We start from the raw sequence: 18,594 nt of genomic DNA on the forward strand, positions 1-18,594 counted from the left end.
TTTCTTTTATTCGACTAAAATCTATTTTTTAATCTATTTATTATCCTAACTTAGAGGAGAATTTTTATGGCAAATAGGCAATTTAAAAAGAAGGGGTCATCGAAATTCAAGCTATTTTTAAAAGTAGCAATGCTTCTTACACTTTCTTTAGCAATTTCTGCATCAGCATATGGTGTATATTTAACAAAGAAAGCGGAGCACACTGCAAATATAGCTTTTGAAGAGATTGAAGATCGAAAAACTCCTGAAAAGCGTCAAGTTAAAGTAGAACCTGCAACAGATAATGTTTCGATACTATTTTTAGGTGTGGATGATAGTGAAAAGCGCGGGCAAGGTGCTGAACATTCACGTACAGATGCATTATTACTTGCTACATTAAATAACAAGACAAAAACTGTAAAGCTTTTAAGTATACCTCGTGATTCCTATGTTTATATCCCATACATTAGTGATAACGACAAAATCAATCACGCTCACGCTTTCGGTGGTACATTAGCTACAATTGAAACTGTGGAAGAATTATTTAACATACCAATTGACTACTATTTCCGCTTAAACTTTGAAGCATTCATCGATGTAGTAGATGCACTTGGTGGTATAGAAGCAGATGTACCTTATAAATTAGTGGAGTTAGACGAATTCGACAAACGTACTATTAATTTAGAGCCAGGTCTCCAACAATTAAACGGTAGTGAGGCATTAGCTTTAGCACGCACACGTAAGCTCGATAGTGATATTGAACGTGGTAAACGTCAACAGGAGATTATAAAAGCGATTGCTAGTAAAGCAGCTTCATTCTCATCCATTACAAAATACGATGACTTACTTGAAGCAGTTGGAAATAATATGAAGACTGACATGTCATTTAGCGAAATGAAATCGTTCTTTAGTTATTTAACAGACGGAATGCCTCGAATCGACACACTTACGTTAACAGGTTACGACGATATGTCTACTGGAACGTATTATTACAAGTTAGATAAAGAAGCTTTAGATGAAACACAGCATATTTTACAAAGCCATTTAGGGTTAATTCCTGATTCAACAGATGTTTCAAGCACAGATTCTTCATCAAACTCTGAACAGACACAAACAGAAAACAATTCATTGAATATTGCGGAATAGCAAATACATTTAAAGCCTCTACAACTAATCGTGTAGAGGCTATTTTAATAAAAAAGGGTTCTAAGTCAAATGTCGGGGTAATGTCATAATGATTCATCAATCGGCACTACCTTTTTGTTATTTCTAAACAAGTCCTTTGATTTCCATTACGGACGGACGCTTTCCGCGGGCACGACTCCAACTAACTACCAACGGGGTGCGTCCCGTTGGTAGTGGATTTTCCGCACATGCTGTTCCCGCAGGAGTCTGCCGCCCTCCATTCTAATCAACTCTCTGTTAACAAAGGTGTATACCTACTTCATTATATACTCTACTAATAGTACTTTTGCTTTGAAGTGGTCATACTTCCTAAAACCAAATAAATTACGCTTGATGACTTTTGAAGTGTTATTAATGCCCTCTAAAAAACCATTTGAATAGGATGATCTTGTGCTTTTTTTTGCACAAATTGAATAGATACCCCAACAAATATTATAGAACCAAGAAAAAAACCGCTCACACTAATTAGTGAACGGTTTTTTGATTATTTATTATTATTTTTCACTAAATTGAGCAGCGGTCTATAGTTTTTACCTGCTAAACCTATAATTTCTACAAGCAACTCAATTGCCACTAGTAATACCGCAACAATTAAAATTGCTCCCCAAACTGTTGACATTGAGAATAAAATCGAAACTACCCCAAACACTGACGCCATCGCATAAATAATTAGCACCGTTTGACGATGTGAGAATCCTAAATCTAATAAACGGTGGTGTAAATGTGACTTGTCCGGATCTGACCATTTTTTCTTCATACGTAAACGTCGTACAATTGCAAAGAATGTATCAGATATTGGTACACCTAGCATAATAACAGGAATTACGAACGATATAATTGCGACATTTTTAAACCCTAATAATGCAAGTACTGCAATCATAAATCCTAAAAATAATGCACCTGTATCACCCATGAAAATTTTCGCTGGATGGAAGTTAAAGAATAAGAAGCCGATTGTCGCAGCAGCTAAAATAGCTGCCATCGCAATGACAATCCCGTTCCCCATAATCATCGCCATCGCTGCTAACGTAATTAACGCAATCGTTGAAACACCTGCAGCAAGACCATCTAAACCATCAATTAAATTAATGGCATTTGTAATTCCTACAATCCAAATAATTGTTAATGGAATTCCTAACCAACCGAATACAAGCTCCCCTGCACCGAATGGTAGGTTAATCATATCAATTTGAATGCCTCCAACAAATACTACGATGCAGGCTGCAATAATTTGCCCTAGTAGCTTTGCCTTAGCTGATATTTCGCGCATATCATCAATAATACCAGTAAATACAATAATGGAAGCAGCGAGTAAGATCGCATATAAATAATCTCTTTCGAAGTTTGTTACAACCTTTAATAAAATAATGCCAATCATGAACGCACCATAAATAGCTAAACCACCTAGTCGTGGCATTATGCGCGCATGAACCTTTCGATAGTTTGGGGCATCTACAGCGCCAATACGAAACGCTAATCGTTTCACAAGCGGAGTAAGTAAAATGGCAGCAACAAATGCCACGATTAAAGACACGTAAATCATGTCTCTCCTCCTTAATATAGTAGTATCCATTCCTTATTTCACTACTTCTCGTGCAAATAAGTCTACATTTTTATTCAAAATAAGTATAGCACGTACACTTCATAAAATATAGACATAAATCATTCCAAAAAGGTTGCAAATACTTTCCACACATTTTTCAACTCATCTTAATAATAGGATTTTTTTAATTTTCCGACTAACATCAAAAAAACATCACCTTTTTGTTACTAATAAATCCATATTATTTCTTTAATTCCTATGATTTCCCTATTGTCTAGTAGTCATACCCAGGAAAATTTGATAAAATAATTGTGTGTCTACTATATGAAAGTAGCCCAATTTAAAGGAGAGTAAAAGCATGTTCTCAATATTTAAACGTAACACAGAACAGACAAGTGCTAAAGAGTTAAAGAAGTACTACAAAACCGTAGAACAAATTAATAAGCTTGAAGCAACTTATAGCCCTATGTCTGATGAAGAACTTCAAAATATGACATTTAAATTTAAGGAACGTTTAGAAAATGGCGAAGAGCTAATAGCAATTATCCCTGATGCGTTTGCAGTCGTTCGTGAAGCTTCTAAACGTGTATTAAACATGCGCCACTTTGATGTACAGTTAATCGGTGGTCTTGTACTTACAGAAGGAAACATTGCTGAAATGCCAACAGGTGAAGGGAAAACATTAGTTGCTTCCCTACCTTCCTATGTACGTGCATTAGAAGGCAAAGGAGTTCATGTCATCACAGTGAACGATTACTTAGCAAAGCGTGACTTTGAATTAATCGGACAAATTCACCGTTTCCTCGGCTTAACAGTTGGATTAAATGTACCAATGATGGAGCCTGATGCAAAAAAAGAAGCATACAATGCAGATATTACATATGGTGTTGGAACAGAGTTTGGCTTCGACTACTTACGTGATAATATGGCACATACAATTGGCGATAAAGTTCAACGTCCATATCACTTTGCCATTATTGATGAAGTTGACTCAGTATTAATTGACGAAGCAAAAACACCGTTAATTATCGCAGGTAAAATGGGCGCAAATGAAGAGTTGCACCATATCGCTTCTACACTAGCAAAACGCTTCAAAATTGATGAAGACTACGATTTTGACGATGAAACGAAAGCAACTTCTTTAACCGATCAAGGTATCGAAAAGGTTGAAGCAGCATTTGGAATCGATAATTTATATGATTTAGAGCACCAAACTCTTTATCATTACGTAATTCAGGCTGTTCGTGCCCATGTAATGTTCGAGCGCGACGTCGATTATATTGTGCGCGAAGATAAAATTGAATTAGTCGATATGTTTACGGGCCGTATTATGGAAGGACGTTCCCTTTCAGATGGTCTACACCAAGCTATTGAAGCTAAAGAAGGCGTAACGATTACTGAAGAAAATAAAGCACAAGCACAAGTAACGATCCAAAACTACTTCCGCATGTACCCGAAATTATCAGGGATGACTGGTACTGCGAAAACACAAGAAAAAGAAATTTTAGAAGTATACGGCATGCGCGTAATCCAAATTCCAACGAATCGTCCGCGTCGACGTATGGACCAAACGGATATTGTATTTGAAAAGATTGAACAAAAATACGAATTTGTTGCGCAAGAAGCATTGCGCCGACACGAAAAAGGGCAACCCGTTCTTATTGGGACAACTTCTATTTTACAATCTGAAAAAGTAGCAAGCTATTTAAAAAAATATGGACTTCAATTCCAACTATTAAATGCTAAAACCGTAGAACAAGAGGTTGAATTAATCTCTGAAGCAGGGCAAAAAAATCGGATTACAGTAGCGACAAACATGGCCGGCCGTGGTACGGATATTGTACTAGGAGAAGGCGTAGAAGCATTAGGTGGCCTTTATGTCATCGGTACTGAGAAGCACGAAAGTCGTCGTGTTGACAATCAATTACGAGGTCGTTCTGGACGTCAAGGTGACCCTGGTGAAAGCCAATTCATTTTATCGATTGAAGATGATATGTTTAAGCGCTTTGCCAAAGATGATGTAGAAAAATTCCGTAAGAAAATGACGGCAAACGAAATCGGTCGTATTGAAAATAAAGATGTCATCGAATTAATTGATCGTACACAGCGTATTGTTGAAGGTGCGCACTTCTCGATGCGTGAGTATAACTTAAAATTAGATGATGTTATTAATGATCAACGTCGCGTTATCTACGATTTGCGAGATAGAGTTCTTAAAAACGAAGAATTACTTCAGCAATTAGTGAAAATGATGACAGAAACAGTTGATTTCGCTGTACGAGAAAATGCTCCGGAAGATAAAGATATTCTAGAGTGGGATTTTGATAAAATGGAGCGTACAGTTAACTCATTATTCCTAACACCGGTAACAGTAAATCGCGATGAAACGAAAGTGAAAAAGCTATTAGAATCTATGAATCCATCTATTAAAGAGCTAACTGAAGTTATTGAAGGATTCGAACAGAACGAACAAATTATGGCGATCATCCCTAAAGTAATGCTAAGCTTCATTGATCGCATGTGGGTAAGACATTTAGAGCAAATGGCTCACTTAAAAGAAGGAATCGGCCTTCGTCATTACCAACAAGAGGATCCAATGCGAATTTATCAACGTGAGGGCTTAGAGCTATTCGGGAAAAACTATCAAGAGCTTCGCCGTCAAATTGTAGAAGAGCTTGTTACATTTATGAAAAATATTACGTTAAACGTGGAGGAATAAAACATGGGTTTATTCGATTTATTTAAAAAGGGCGATAAGGTCGGAAAAGATAGTGCCGTTGATTCAACATCGGTTGTAAAATCATCAGCGAAAACGTCTAACAAAGATGCAAATCGTGATGTCGTAACAAAGCTTTCATTCCATCCAGATTGGAATGTACCGCAAGAACAAAAGTATGTGTTTAATTTCTTAGCAAATGATCTAGCACCATTAAAACCAAATCAATTGTCGTTATCTGCTATCAATATTGAGCCAGCAAATGGTTCTTGGAATGTAAAAGCTTTTTTCCGTTCTTCATTAGCAGAAGCAATTGAGCTTGGTGAAATTGAGCTTTTAATTTTAGATAAAGATGATAATCGCTTAGCCTCACATTACTTTGATTTTAAAGAGCTTGGTGTCATTCCAGCAGAAAGTGCACGTCCTTGGATTTTCACTTTCCCTAAATCGTCTATTACTGCAGATGAAGTACCAGCAGAAGGTTGGAAAATTTCATTCAACCTACTGTCATTACGTGGGCACCAATTAGATCTTGATGATACATGGAAAAAGCAATTACCTGAAACAGAACAGGAAAAATTAGCGGAAATCGTAAAAACATTACCAAAGCTAGGTAAAACAGAAGTAAACTTTACGGGCTTACAAGCTAAGTTAAATGAAGATAACAGCTTACACGCTTCCATCTTCATCCGTAATGGTCATGACAAGGCAATTAACTTAGAGCAATTACCTTTAGAAATTATGGACGCTCGCGGTGTAGTTGTAGCAAAGGGGTCATTTAAATTAAACCCTGTATTAACTGTACAGCCAAATACAACGAAACCTTGGACATTCATCTTCCCAGAGCAGCTTGTAACTCCTGAAGGAATCGACTTATCACGCTGGACTGCACGCGTACCTCAATAACATTCTAAAAGGCTCATCTTGATTTTTATCTCAAGATGAGCCCTTTTTTGAACAAAATAAAAATCTCGCAACCTATTAATTAGGCTGCAAGATTAAATTGTAGTGTGTCTAAGCTATGTATTATTCTGCTTCTGGAGTATTATCTACATCGCTATGGTCTTCTACTGCAGCTACAGTTGAAGCTGAGAAGCTTGCGATTCGTTTAGCACCAACGTACTTATTTCCCCAGTAGTATTTATCGTTAATGTCTGTTTTAATTACACCTTTACTTGTAGAAGCGTGAATGAACTTTCCTGAACCAATGTAAATACCTACATGAGATACACGATTACCAGCTGTATTAAAGAATACTAAATCGCCTGGCTGTAAGTCCGCTTTCTTAATTGCTGTACCTTGTTGATACATGCCTGAAGATGTACGATCTAATGATGTAATGCCTAATTCCTTAAATACATGTCGAACATAACCTGAGCAGTCAAATCCTTTAGAAGAAGTTCCGCCATACGCGTAACGTACACCTATATATTTAGAAGAAATTGTTTTTAATTCGTCAACTGAGTATGCAGTTGCTGCAGAAGCGTCGTTTTCATTTCCTGGAGCGAAGAATATGACGAATGCTGCTGCAATAGTTAATAACGTATTGCGTATAAATTTAAAATAGTTCATCGTGTTCCTCCAACGTTCGGTAATTTTCTGAAAACTTGATTGTTTTAAGGTTAACACGATATTCCACTTTATAACATTACAGTTATGTAACAAAAGAGTTACATAAATACTATCATGTAATTAATATACATATTACTAAATACCTTGTAAAATAACGGTAATTCCCTACTTTTGTTAACGCTTAACCGAAATTGAATGTAACATTAATGTTATATAATACATTTTTTGTAACAATTGTAATAATCAATTGAAAAAGCATACCCTCAATGTATTCCGAAGGCATGCTATTTTCATAATAATAATTCTTACTGCAATGCATTCAATCGCTTAAATGCGACAAAACGCTCTGACCAATATTTGGTATTTAAGTTGGCGATCGCAATTCCATTTGTTCCTGCATGAATAAATTCGTCATTCCCTATATAAATTCCCATATGAGAAATCGTTGGAATGATTGTATTTTTAAAGAACACTACATCCCCAGGTAAAGGATTTTTTACTTTTATCGTATCTTCCTCAAAATACATTAAACTACTCTTTCTTGGTAAATTGACGCCAACTGAATTATAAACATAGCTTACAAAACCACTGCAATCAAAACCTTCAATTGTCGATCCACTATATTTATATGGAATGCCTAAAGCTTGCTCGGCAACTAAAAGAAGCTGCTCATATTTGCTTGCAGTTGCTGCACTAATACTCGATGTAATTTCTTTTTCACTTGCTAATTTTCGCGCAATTGCTTCATCTGCTGTTTCTTTAAATTGAATTATCGGTTCAACATTTTCAACAGCCTTTGTTCCATCTACATTTCCAATATTACTAGGTTTATTCGTCTGAGATACTAACTTTGCATTTTGTTCAATCATAAGCTGTTGCCCTACACTAATCGCATCTGATTTTAAGCCATTCCATTGTTTCAATTCGTTGACGGACGTATTATATTGCTTTGCGATTTTCGTTAAATTATCTCCCTTTGCCACGACATATATAACAGTTTTTTTTTCGACATTAATATTCTCTTTAACGTTATCCTTCGTTGTTGTTGTTTTATTAGTTGGAGTTACTTTATTAATAGAAGCAATGATTAATTTTTGTTGAATGTAGATTTGATCATTTGATAAGTTATTCCATTGTTTCAACTGTTGAATTGTCGTGTTGTGAGCTTTCGCAATTTTAGTCAAAGTGTCTCCCTTTTCTACTGTATACGACGCTGCTTCTACAGTAGACGCTACAAATACGATAGAAGAAACAGCTACTCCTGCAAGCATTACTTTCCATCCATTCTTCATTTTGAAAACTCCTTCCTTATCTGTGAAACTTATACTCCCTTCTATTTTACTTAATAACCTATTAATTTAACAACATGCTAATAGGTGGATTCTTGTATAAATATTTACATTTTGTCTCATAACATGATTCTAATCGATTTTTTTTATTTCTTCTCGAAAACACATCATTCCTATTAATAACTAATTTTTTTAAAATTACTGGTTGATGTTTAATATTTTTATGATAAAATGAGTTCTTGTGTGATGGTTAAAATTTTTAGAAATTTTAGTATTTTTAAAATTTAAAGGAGTACAATAAAAATGAAGAGCAATACAATTTTTATCCGTGAGAATATCGCAATAGGTTTTATGTTATTTGCGTTATTTTTAGGGGCAGGTAATATCATTTTTCCACCACAGCTAGGTCAATTAGCAGGGGAAAATATTTTAGTCTCAATGATAGGATTTTTAATTACAGGGGTAGGCTTACCTCTTTTAGGTATAATCGCCGTAGCAAAAAATGGCGGGGATTTAGAAGTTCTAGCTGGACGTATTAATCCATACTTCGGCATTATTTTTACGTCAATTGTATACTTATCGATTGGTCCTTTCTTTGCAATTCCTCGTACAGGTGCCGTATCTTATTCAATCGGTGTAGCTCCCTTCTTATCTGAGGCAATGCAGGAAAGCTGGATTCCATTATTCTTTACAACACTCATTTTCTTTGGTCTTACATTCTATTTGGCGTATAATCCAACGAAAATTGTTGACCGTGTTGGCAAAATTTTAACACCTGCTTTATTAATCGTTATTTGCTTATTAACAATTAAAGCGGTTATTACACCAATGGGCGAAATTGGTCAAGCACAAGGAACATATATTAATAACGCATTTGGTGAGTCATTCATCCAAGGCTACTTAACAATGGACGTACTTGCATCATTAGTATTCGGAATAGTAATCGTTCAATCCTTAATAGCACGTGGGGTTACAGATAAAGCAAAACAAATTAAAATTACAATTTTCGCAGGTATTGTAGCAGCTTTAGGTTTAGCGTTCGTTTATGTTTCACTAGGATATATTGGTGTAACAAGTACAACAGCAATCGGCTTCCATGAAGACGGCGGTACAATTATTTCATTAGCCGCTCAGCAACTTTACGGACAGGCTGGTAACATTATTTTATCGGCTACAATCATTTTAGCTTGTTTAACAACTTCGGTTGGTTTATTATCTGCAAACGCGACATTCTTCCACAAAATTTTCCCGAAAATTTCGTACCAAGTGTACTTAGTTGTTTTCGCGGTATTTAGTTTTGCGGTTTCTAACTTCGGTTTAGCAGATTTAATTAATATTTCATTACCAGTACTTGTAGCAATTTATCCAATTGCGATCGTACTAATGGTCTTTGCATTATTCGGTAACTTATTTAACCATGCACCTAGCGTGTACGGTGTTGCATTAATTTTTACAGGTGTTGTTGCTTTATATGATGGAATTAAGCAAGCTGGCTTCAAAATTGAAGCCTATGACAAATTCCTTTCTATTTTCCCGTTCTATGAACAAGGAATTGCCTGGGTTGTCCCTGCTTTAGTAGGCGGTGTTATCGGCTATATCATCTATTTAGCAAAACGTAAATAGCATTTAGAATAGGTTACTTTTTGGGTTGTTAATTTCACTTCGGTTAAATTAACAACCTTTTTATTAATTTATTTATTCACAAAAAAATTTTAAATTTTACCCATAAATGTACAATTATGAATAGTTTTTATAGACTAAAGTGATAAACTATTATAATAGTAAGCAAATAAAATATGAGGTGAGCTCATGCTAAAGAAACAACTGTCTATATTGCTCTTTTTTGTTTTATGTTTAACGGCTCCTTTCACAATACTTGCAGCGCCACTAGATGAAGCAAAGCAAATTGTGAAGGAACATTATGTTGGAAAAGTAAATGGCAATTTAGATCATGCAACTAGTGTTCAAGCATTAATGGATATGTTAGATCCTTATTCAACGTACTTTACAGAAGAAGAATTTGAAGCTTTTATTAACTCCGTTGAATTAACTTCCGTTGGTATCGGAATTGTGATCGAAAAAATCGATCAAGGTGTTAAAATTTCTGAGCTAATTGATGGTGGTAGTGCAAAAAGTGCTGGGTTAAAGGTTGGCGATATAATTACTGCGGTGGACGGAACTTCCATAGCAGCATTGACAATCGACCAAGCTTCTTCTCGCATTAAAGGGAAGGAAAATACGGCTGTTACGGTGACAATTTTACGCGAAGATGGCTCTATTTTGACAAAATCCTTAACGCGTAAAGCATTTTCACTACCGAACAGTACAACGCAATTACTTTATGGAAATGTAGGTTATATTTCATTAGCCTCATTTTCAAATGATACAGCTAGCTTAATGTCAAAAGCGATTCAACAATTGAAAAAACAAGGGGCCACATCCTATATATTAGATTTACAAAATAATGGTGGTGGCTATGTGACAGCTGCAGAGCAATTAATCGGGATGTTTCCAAATGCGGTAAACGCTTATAAATTAAAAGAAAATGCCGGCATTTCAACGATTCGTTCATTAAAACAAGCTACAACCTTCCCTACTAATACGAAAGTTCTTATTAATAAATCCAGTGCAAGCTCTTCTGAAATGACAGCTGCTGCATTACTTGATCAAAATGCAGCGAAGTTATACGGACAAACGACTTATGGAAAAGGCTCTATGCAAGCATTTTTCGAGCTTGAGGATGGAAGCTTTTTAAAATTAACAGTTGGTCATTTTTATGGCCCAAACAATACTCAAATTAATGAAATTGGTGTGAAGCCAAATATTCCGACAGTAACCAACCCTTTATTTAAGGCCCATTATGATGCGATTGCATCAAATTTAACGAAATATAAAGAACTTACGAGCTTAAAAAATGTGGCATTAAATAAAACATTTACAATTAACTTCTCCAAACAACTTGCTTCGTCAATTGATCCTAGTTCTGTTCAATTAGTAGAATTAGGTGGTCATACTGTTGCAGCAACAATAAAACAGACTGGTCAAAAACTATCGGTTACACCGAACAGTTCATTAATTGCAGGAAAAGAATATATGCTAATTGTTCAACCAAACGTAAAGAACAGTAGTGGAAAAACTTTAAAGCAAGGTGCATATTTGCACATTACGACAGCTACAAAATAAAAATGTTTGTATGACAGTTTCTATTTGTATAATTCCAGTTCAAAAAAAGAGACTAGGAAAGCCGTTGTGGCAAATTCCGAGTCTCTTTTTTATCTACTAATTATTGAAGTACAAGCATTCGCTCTTCAGAAAAATAAATGTTACAAATCTCTTCTGCTAGTTTATGCGCACTTGATTTTTCCGATAATAAATTCGTTAAAGTTAACCGTTCAATTGATCCAACCAAGCTTTCTGCAAGCACATTTGTATCAACATGCTTTCCTACAGCAGAATTTTGTAGATCAGTCTTAACCATATCTTCTAATTTGGACACAAGCATTTGCTTTACAACAACTGATTGCTCCGCTTCATAAAACCCAATCTTCGTTAAATTTGGATTCTCTACAAAGTAATCTAAAATTTGCTCTAATTGCCCTTGAATGACTTCACTTGCTTTACTTCCATTTGTTGAATTACCCTTACAATTCATAATCTCAATTAAATCATTTTGAAACTTTTCATTTAAATCATTAAATAGTGTTTCTTTACTATGAAAGTATAAATAAAATGTTGGCTGTGTTAAATTTGCAGCTTTCACAATATCACTAATTTTTGTTTGATGATAGCCATATGTAGAAAATAACTCAATTGCTTTCTCTAATAATAATTTCTTACTTTTCTCTCCACTAGAATTAACTCGACGTCCTCTTGCCATACCTCTCCACCCTATCTCTATTTTAGATGTTTGGTACTCAGTAATTACCAAATATTTAACATTTATTATATATTAAATTTTTTTCGAAATAAAGTTTTCTGTCATAAAAATAACATTTTACCTTATATTTAGTAGTTCAAATATAATAATTAAAAGTATTATGGATATTTTATAGTATAAAAGAACTAATAAAAAAATGAAAAAAAGTATTTTTTTATTATTTTGTATGAACATTCAATCTATTATTTATTACAAAATATTGTTAAAATAATAGGGAATGAATGAAGGGAGTGTTAATTTGTGACAAAAAAAATTATTAGTTTAGCAGTCATTTGCCTTTTAATGATGTCCATGACAATACCATCTACATCGTATGCCAATGATATTAAAAATCACCCAATGGTCCATGAACTTACCTATTGGTCCAGCTTAAATGTAATTCGTCCAGATGCAAAAGGAAATTACAATCCGAACCGTGCAGTAACTCGTGGAGAATTTGCTTCTTATATTGCACGAATACTTAATTTGCCTGTTTCTGACACGCATACATTTAAAGACTTAAAACCAGGAGTGGAGCTTACAAATGAAATTCAAGCTGCTGCTGGTGCAAATATTTTAAGTGGATATCCTGATGGAACATTCCGTCCCAACGAAAAAATAACGCGTGAGCAAATGTCAGCTTTATTACTGCGAGCGTTAACTTATAAAAATGTACCATTAAACGGTGCTCCACTTACTTTCAAGGATAACGAGAAAATCCGAAATGAATTTAAGCCTGCTGTTGCTGCAAATGTTTATTACAATATTATTCGCGGATCTCAAACAGCTAAGGGAATCTACTTTGAGCCTAAAGGATCTGCTACAATTGCCCATGCGGCAGCGTTTTTATACCGTATGAATACAACAATCGACCAATATAGCACGGACAACTCAGTGGAAACTCCTGAAACACCACCAGTTGCTAACCCATCGAATTATTATATTGGCAATATATCTAATGGAAAAGTAACAAAAAATCCTACAATCTACTTTACGTATGAGCAGGCAGAGGCAGCTCTAAATGCTTCAAAGGGAAATCTTATTTATAAAGGGGATAAGATTATTAAAATGCCAAGTGGGATGGTGTCTGCCGCTGATACTACTGCCAATACCGTATCAATTTATGCTGATTCTAACTTTAAAACAGCTTTAACCTATGCTGTAGAAGGTAGCGAATTTAAGTATTACTCAAGTAATGATAAGTATGCAATCGTCCGACTAGCAGACACAAAGGGTTACGCGAAAATAGATGAAGTAACACTTACCCCTTCTAGCTTATTAAAAGGGCAAAACTACTATTATATTGCTGGCGGCTTTTTAACGCATAAAATTTATAACCATATTACGCAAGCGTATGTTGGAGAATATGTAATTGGCCCTGCACCATCGTTTATGAAATCTGGTGTCAATTATTACAGCCAAGATGGTGTGAACTTTTATAGCGATTTTTTATTAACTTCACAAGTCGGTACGTATTATCCATACTTCCAATTTGCTTCGGTTCGTCAGCCATCGAACTATTCAGCAGAAGAATTGGATACGATCATTATGACATTATTACAAGAGCGTCAAGCAACTGGTTTAGCACGCTATGCAAATGCAACTACGGAATCTCGTCTAATCGGGATGGGTGCTTTATTAAAGCAGGTTGAGGCATCTCATAACGTTAACGCGCTTTTCATTTTAGCAGCATCAATGCATGAGGGTGACTATGGAATTAGTACAAACTCTTTGCAAAAAAACAACATTTTCGGTATTAAAGTATTCGATTCTGATACAACATTAGGTACAACTTATGCATCACGTGACGACAGCGTCATGGCCTTCTTAAATCACTATGTAAACTTAAACTATGTTCCACAATCTGGCGGTTTCGCTAAAGGTGCAGCGCCAGGTAATAAAACGTCTGGTATGAATGTTCACTATGCATCAGATCCATTCTGGGGCAGTAAAATTGCTGGACATATGTTCCGTATAAATAATCGATTCGGCAACAAAGATTACAAGCAAGCCAAATTAGCATTTGTTATTAACAACGGAGACTTAGTTAACACACGTGCTGACGCGACAACGAGCTCTGAAAAAGTATATACGTACAAGGCAAAAAATGTTGGGGAAACAAAAACATTCGGCTATCCTGTTGTGATCGTTGAAGAAACAACTGGCTCAGACGGCTACGTTTGGTACAAGCTATTATCTGATGCCAACCCACCAAGTAAATACGTATGGGTACGCTCAGACCTAGTAAAACCTTTTACAGCTAACTAATTCAATAACTAAAATAGCCACTAGCAAACAGTTCCTTTAGGTACTATGCTAGTGGCTTTTAGTTTCTAAAGAACCACATTGAACTATCGCCTTTTTAAAAATACTTCTATTAAATAATACTTAATTCCATTTCTTTGCTAACAGAGGTTTAATTGGAATATAGGGGCAACTTCTGCGGGAAACGGGTCCCCCATAATAGAGAAATCAACGGATATTAACACCCAATAAAAAAGGTTCTAAGTCAAATGTTGGGGTAGTGTCATATTGATTCTTCAATTGGCACTGCCTCTTTTTGTTGTTTCTAATATAGTCCGTTGATTTCCATTACGGGCGGACGCTTTCCGCGGGCACGGCCTGAGCCTGTAGTCTCAGGCGTCGTGCTGTTCCCGCTGGAGTCTGCCGCCCTCCATTCCAATCAACTCTCTATTAACCAAGGTGAATCCCTACATTTTTATATACATGATTTAGTAATATCTTTGCTTTATAGTGTTCAAATTTACGGAATCCATAGGCATTCCTTTTTAATACTTTGGAGGTATTTTTAATCCCTTCTAAAAATCCATTAGAATAACCAAATGCATAGCTATTTAGAATTTCTTTTTGCCAGTTCTTAAACGTTTTTATTGCTTTTAAAAAGGCTGGATTTTTTGTTTCTTCAACCTTTCGGTAGAAGTCATATAATTTCACTTTCACTTCTGATACACTTTCTTTTTTCGATTCTCGTTGCCACTTCTTATAAAGTTCTTTTAATTCATGTGCTTCCTTCAATTCAGTGGACATATTGATATAACGATTTAAGTACCAACGTTCTTTTTCGGTTAATTTGTGTTCATCCTTATGCAAGACATAGCGCATTCGCTTCGCCTTTTTACGGTCATAAGAATTCCATTCATTTTGGACTTTCCGACGTACTTCATCCACAGCCCAATGAATATAGCGACAGTAATGAAAACGGTCAGCCACAATAACAGGACGATTTAAAGCCTTCTTTACTGCTGCTTTAAAGCTAGGATTCATATCCATCACAACGATTTCGACATCTGCCCCATTTTCTTGAAGATAGTGTTTAATTGTTTCTTTTCTACGATTTGGCAAAATATCAATAGGTTCATGTGTATCTGCGTTTGCGATTATCAGTTGATAAGTTCCAGCATCTGTATCTGCTTTAAATTCATCGATCGCAATCGCTTTTGGTAAACGTACCTTTTCTGGTAATTGATGAACAAGCTGTTTAAAGCGTCGAATCACTGTTGATGAAGATGTACCAAGTACATCTGCTGCTTCTTTAAAAGTTTTCGCTTTAACCGAACGAATACGAACAACCTGATTTCATTCCTTTGAAAAGCGTTGGTAACGCTCGACAAAAGGGGAATCTTCACAAAATCTTTTGCCACAAGAACAGCGGTAACGGCGTCTTTTATAAAAGAGAACGGTTAAACGTTCAAACCACTTTAAATGTTTGATTTTTTGAATACGATAATCGTGAACTTTATCTGTTAATTGACCACAATCTGGGCAAGTATGTTCTTTTTGAGGCATCGAAACATGGAGAACAATTAGATTCTTCTGTTCCGTCATTTCATTGATGATTACTTCTTTTAATCCTGGGATGTTCATGGTAAAATTCATAGAGCACAAATCACCTTTCTATATCTTGTTTCTAGTCAATTCAAGTATATAAAAAAGTGTGATTTTGTGCTTTTTTTATGTGAATTTGTATGAACACCCCAACAAATATTGTAGAACCTAAAAAAGAAGAAAACACAAATCTACATTTGCGTTTTCTTCTTTTTCATATAATTAATCTCATATTCAATTTACATTTTGCTATTCATCTTACTATGTATTGATAGAAAGAAAGAAGCGATGTTTATTATTGCTGAGCTCGTTTGATAAATGTTGCTAAGTCTTTTAGTTTTACATTTTGATTAACACCAAATGTACCGTCACCAAGACCTACTGTAATACCATGCGATGCTAAAATTTTAATGTCCTTATGCGCCCAGTGTGATGATGGTGCATCAGAAAATGTTAATGATGATTGTTTTTGTTCTAATTTATATGCCGCTACTAAAACTTTTGCCATTTGTGCACGTGTTAATGGAGAACCTGGATTAAACTTGCCGTTTTCATCACCTGTGAAGATTCCTAAATCGTGTAATGCCTTTGCTGCGCCTGCATATTTAGATGAAGTTTTTACATCTGGGAATACTGTTTTTTTATCAGATGTATTAAGACCTAATGCATTCGCTAATTGAAGTGCTACTTCACCTCGAGATGCGTAGACTGTGAAGTCGATAGCTGAGTCTTTTACTTCTGCATTATCTACAGCTGCAACAACTTTATCTCCGCTTCCAAAGCTACCTACACGTTTTGCACCGATATAGCGATTGCTCCAGTAAGAAGTGTTTAAGCTTGCTACCGTAACACCTGTGCTTACACCAGCATGGATAAATTTAGAACCTCCTAATGAGATCCCTACATGTGATACGCCACTACCTGATGTATTAAAGAATACTAAGTCTCCCGCTTTTAAGTTGGCTTTAGAAACTGCTGTACCTTGCTTGTATTGTGCTGCTGAAGTACGATTTAAATCATAACCTAATTGTTTGAATACTAGCTGTGTATAGCCCGAGCAATCCAATCCTTTAGTTGTTGTTCCTCCGTATACATATGGTATACCGATATATTTAGAAGCTACTGCTGTTAATTCTGAAACTGATGCCGCTTGTGCTGTATTTGTATCCGTCCCTGCAAAGATCATTAATGCCGCAAAGATCGGTAATAAGACTCTCTTTTTCACGTTAGATGATACTCCCTTCAAAAATCAGGTTTTTTTAACCTACAAATAGGGTAACATATATTGTTGTACTATAATTTTTCACTTCTGTAACAGTTACATGAAAATCACACTAAAAACAAAAAGCACTGAATTCCTGCTAAAATGCAGAGATTCAGTGCTTTAATTAATATATTCTTACAAAAGGCAAATGAAGTGTAATATTACTGTAATATAACAAACTATTATTTACCAAATTATTTACTCGAAAAATGCTGCGCTAGGTAATATTTTCCGTTTTTTGTTTGTTCAATCCCAATTCCCATATACGTATAACTACTTTTTAAAATATTGGCGCGGTGTTTCGTTGACGCCATCCATGCATCAACAGCCGCTTCTGGTGTTGTATAGTTACGGGCAATATTTTCACCGAAGCTCGTATACTCATAGTCAAATAACGAAGCTAAATCCCATGGGTTCCCATAAACCGGAGAATAATGCTCGAAATAATTCCGCTTTACCATATCCTTCGCTTTAATAATCGCTACTTGCGTCAGCTGAGGATCTAATTGAACTGGCTGTAATTGGTTCTTTGCGCGAATATCATTTACTAAAAGAGCAATTTTTTGCTCCCAGCTTTTATAATTATTCGTCGTATTGATATAATCCTTTTGTAAAAAGTCATATATGAGCTCTAACTTTTCCACTTGTCCTTTAAAAGCCATACCACGCTTCGTTAATAACGCAATTTGCGCGCGTGTGACATATTGATTTGGCTCAAAAGTTGTTGCTGTAAATCCTTGTACAATGGATACATCTGCTAATGATTCGATATAATGCTTCGCCCAATAGGTTTTTGGTAAATCTTTGAATTGCGTTTTATTTTTATTATCAACTGCTACCTCATAGGCAAGTGCAATCATTTTTGAGATTTCAGAACGCTTTAATGGCGCATTTGGATAAAAATTATTGCCATTTTCGAGCACACCTATTTCGGTCAATTTACTGATTGCCTTATAATAAGGATGATTCTCTGTTACATCCTGAAATTTCGGTTTAAATTCAGTAGTAAGGTCTACCCCCATTGTTCTTGCAATAATGACAGCCGCTTCTCCGCGCGTTGTCATTTGATTCGGCTTAAAGGTACCGTCTTGATATCCTTGCATATAGCCTTTATTCACTAAATCATGGATCGTTGATGCTGCCCAATGTGTGCTTTTAACATCACGAAACATTTGGTTTGTATTTGCGGCCACTGTCATTGATGGAATTGATTGCATCAATAGTACAATCATTGATCCTGCAATTAAAATTCGTTTCATCCATAACATCCCCTTAAAAAACGTC

The 18,594-nt window shown here is 35.5% G+C and carries 12 protein-coding genes and 2 pseudogenes; 6 read left to right on the forward strand and 8 right to left on the reverse strand.

The annotated features are described in order from the left end of the window. The first annotated feature begins 66 nt into the window (after window positions 1-66). Window positions 67-1,125 carry an LCP family protein gene (locus tag MKZ17_RS16815; protein WP_340724884.1) on the forward strand — a complete coding sequence of 353 codons (1,059 nt, stop codon included), beginning with the start codon at window positions 67-69 and terminating at the stop codon, window positions 1,123-1,125. 276 nt (window positions 1,126-1,401) lie between these two features. Here the strand turns inward: MKZ17_RS16815 and MKZ17_RS20635 are convergent. Together MKZ17_RS20635 and MKZ17_RS16820 are read right to left on the reverse strand one after the other, a co-directional pair. Then, a pseudogene (locus MKZ17_RS20635) lies at window positions 1,402-1,547 on the reverse strand (transposase); the annotation flags it as partial. A gap of 101 nt (window positions 1,548-1,648) precedes the next feature. Then, window positions 1,649-2,707: a glycosyltransferase family 4 protein gene (locus MKZ17_RS16820; RefSeq protein WP_340724885.1), complete on the reverse strand. Its 1,059-nt coding sequence runs from the start codon at window positions 2,705-2,707 to the stop codon at window positions 1,649-1,651. Window positions 2,708-3,065: 358 nt separating this feature from the next. On the opposite strand from MKZ17_RS16820, the gene secA2 reads away from it, so the two are divergent. Both secA2 and MKZ17_RS16830 read left to right on the forward strand, forming a co-directional pair. Then, on the forward strand, window positions 3,066-5,426 hold the full coding sequence (gene secA2, locus MKZ17_RS16825; protein WP_340724886.1) for an accessory Sec system translocase SecA2: 2,361 nt from the start codon (window positions 3,066-3,068) through the stop codon (window positions 5,424-5,426). 3 nt (window positions 5,427-5,429) lie between these two features. Beyond that, the gene (locus tag MKZ17_RS16830; protein WP_340724887.1) at window positions 5,430-6,329 is read left to right on the forward strand and encodes an accessory Sec system S-layer assembly protein; all 900 of its coding nucleotides are present in this window, start codon (window positions 5,430-5,432) and stop codon (window positions 6,327-6,329) included. Between the two features lie 120 nt (window positions 6,330-6,449). Here the strand turns inward: MKZ17_RS16830 and MKZ17_RS16835 are convergent, their stop codons facing one another. Together MKZ17_RS16835 and MKZ17_RS16840 are read right to left on the reverse strand one after the other, a co-directional pair. Then, on the reverse strand, window positions 6,450-6,995 hold the full coding sequence (locus MKZ17_RS16835) for a C40 family peptidase (RefSeq protein WP_340724888.1): 546 nt from the start codon (window positions 6,993-6,995) through the stop codon (window positions 6,450-6,452). A 305-nt stretch (window positions 6,996-7,300) separates the two neighbouring features. Then, a complete protein-coding gene (locus MKZ17_RS16840) occupies window positions 7,301-8,287 on the reverse strand; it encodes a C40 family peptidase (RefSeq protein ID WP_340724889.1) in 987 nt (328 codons plus the stop codon). Between the two features lie 300 nt (window positions 8,288-8,587). On the opposite strand from MKZ17_RS16840, the gene brnQ reads away from it, so the two are divergent. Further along, window positions 8,588-9,907 carry a branched-chain amino acid transport system II carrier protein gene (gene brnQ, locus MKZ17_RS16845; RefSeq protein ID WP_340724890.1) on the forward strand — a complete coding sequence of 440 codons (1,320 nt, stop codon included), beginning with the start codon at window positions 8,588-8,590 and terminating at the stop codon, window positions 9,905-9,907. Between the two features lie 186 nt (window positions 9,908-10,093). Then, a complete protein-coding gene (locus MKZ17_RS16850) occupies window positions 10,094-11,467 on the forward strand; it encodes a S41 family peptidase (RefSeq protein ID WP_340724891.1) in 1,374 nt (457 codons plus the stop codon). A gap of 100 nt (window positions 11,468-11,567) precedes the next feature. Here the strand turns inward: MKZ17_RS16850 and MKZ17_RS16855 are convergent, their stop codons facing one another. Next, on the reverse strand, window positions 11,568-12,161 hold the full coding sequence (locus tag MKZ17_RS16855) for a TetR/AcrR family transcriptional regulator (RefSeq protein WP_340724892.1): 594 nt from the start codon (window positions 12,159-12,161) through the stop codon (window positions 11,568-11,570). Window positions 12,162-12,461: 300 nt separating this feature from the next. Here MKZ17_RS16855 and MKZ17_RS16860 point away from each other — a divergent pair, with 300 nt between their 5' ends. Next, window positions 12,462-14,468 carry an S-layer homology domain-containing protein gene (locus MKZ17_RS16860; protein WP_340724893.1) on the forward strand — a complete coding sequence of 669 codons (2,007 nt, stop codon included), beginning with the start codon at window positions 12,462-12,464 and terminating at the stop codon, window positions 14,466-14,468. Window positions 14,469-14,894: 426 nt separating this feature from the next. Here the strand turns inward: MKZ17_RS16860 and MKZ17_RS16865 are convergent. From MKZ17_RS16865 to MKZ17_RS16875, 3 genes and pseudogenes are all read right to left on the reverse strand, one after another. Beyond that, window positions 14,895-16,097 (reverse strand): annotated as a pseudogene (locus MKZ17_RS16865) (ISL3 family transposase). Between the two features lie 244 nt (window positions 16,098-16,341). After that, window positions 16,342-17,271 (reverse strand): C40 family peptidase, encoded by a 930-nt coding sequence (locus MKZ17_RS16870; RefSeq protein WP_340724894.1) that lies wholly within the window; start codon window positions 17,269-17,271, stop codon window positions 16,342-16,344. Between the two features lie 233 nt (window positions 17,272-17,504). After that, complete coding sequence (locus MKZ17_RS16875; RefSeq protein WP_340724895.1) at window positions 17,505-18,569, reverse strand: CAP and S-layer homology domain-containing protein; 1,065 nt, start codon at window positions 18,567-18,569, stop codon at window positions 17,505-17,507. Between the last annotated feature and the right edge of the window lie 25 nt (window positions 18,570-18,594).

Origin of the sequence: Solibacillus sp. FSL R7-0682 (assembly GCF_038005985.1) — a bacterium.
In the GTDB taxonomy this organism is placed as follows: domain Bacteria; phylum Bacillota; class Bacilli; order Bacillales_A; family Planococcaceae; genus Solibacillus.

Coding starts and splice junctions, on each gene's coding strand:
- MKZ17_RS16815 (WP_340724884.1), top strand. CDS start 67: ATGGCAAATAGGCAATTTAAAAAGAAGGGGTCATCGAAATTCAAGCTA.
- brnQ (WP_340724890.1), top strand. CDS start 8,588: ATGAAGAGCAATACAATTTTTATCCGTGAGAATATCGCAATAGGTTTT.
- secA2 (WP_340724886.1), top strand. CDS start 3,066: ATGTTCTCAATATTTAAACGTAACACAGAACAGACAAGTGCTAAAGAG.
- MKZ17_RS16840 (WP_340724889.1), bottom strand. CDS start 8,287: ATGAAGAATGGATGGAAAGTAATGCTTGCAGGAGTAGCTGTTTCTTCT.
- MKZ17_RS16850 (WP_340724891.1), top strand. CDS start 10,094: ATGCTAAAGAAACAACTGTCTATATTGCTCTTTTTTGTTTTATGTTTA.
- MKZ17_RS16830 (WP_340724887.1), top strand. CDS start 5,430: ATGGGTTTATTCGATTTATTTAAAAAGGGCGATAAGGTCGGAAAAGAT.
- MKZ17_RS16835 (WP_340724888.1), bottom strand. CDS start 6,995: ATGAACTATTTTAAATTTATACGCAATACGTTATTAACTATTGCAGCA.
- MKZ17_RS16875 (WP_340724895.1), bottom strand. CDS start 18,569: ATGAAACGAATTTTAATTGCAGGATCAATGATTGTACTATTGATGCAA.
- MKZ17_RS16855 (WP_340724892.1), bottom strand. CDS start 12,161: ATGGCAAGAGGACGTCGAGTTAATTCTAGTGGAGAGAAAAGTAAGAAA.
- MKZ17_RS16820 (WP_340724885.1), bottom strand. CDS start 2,707: ATGATTTACGTGTCTTTAATCGTGGCATTTGTTGCTGCCATTTTACTT.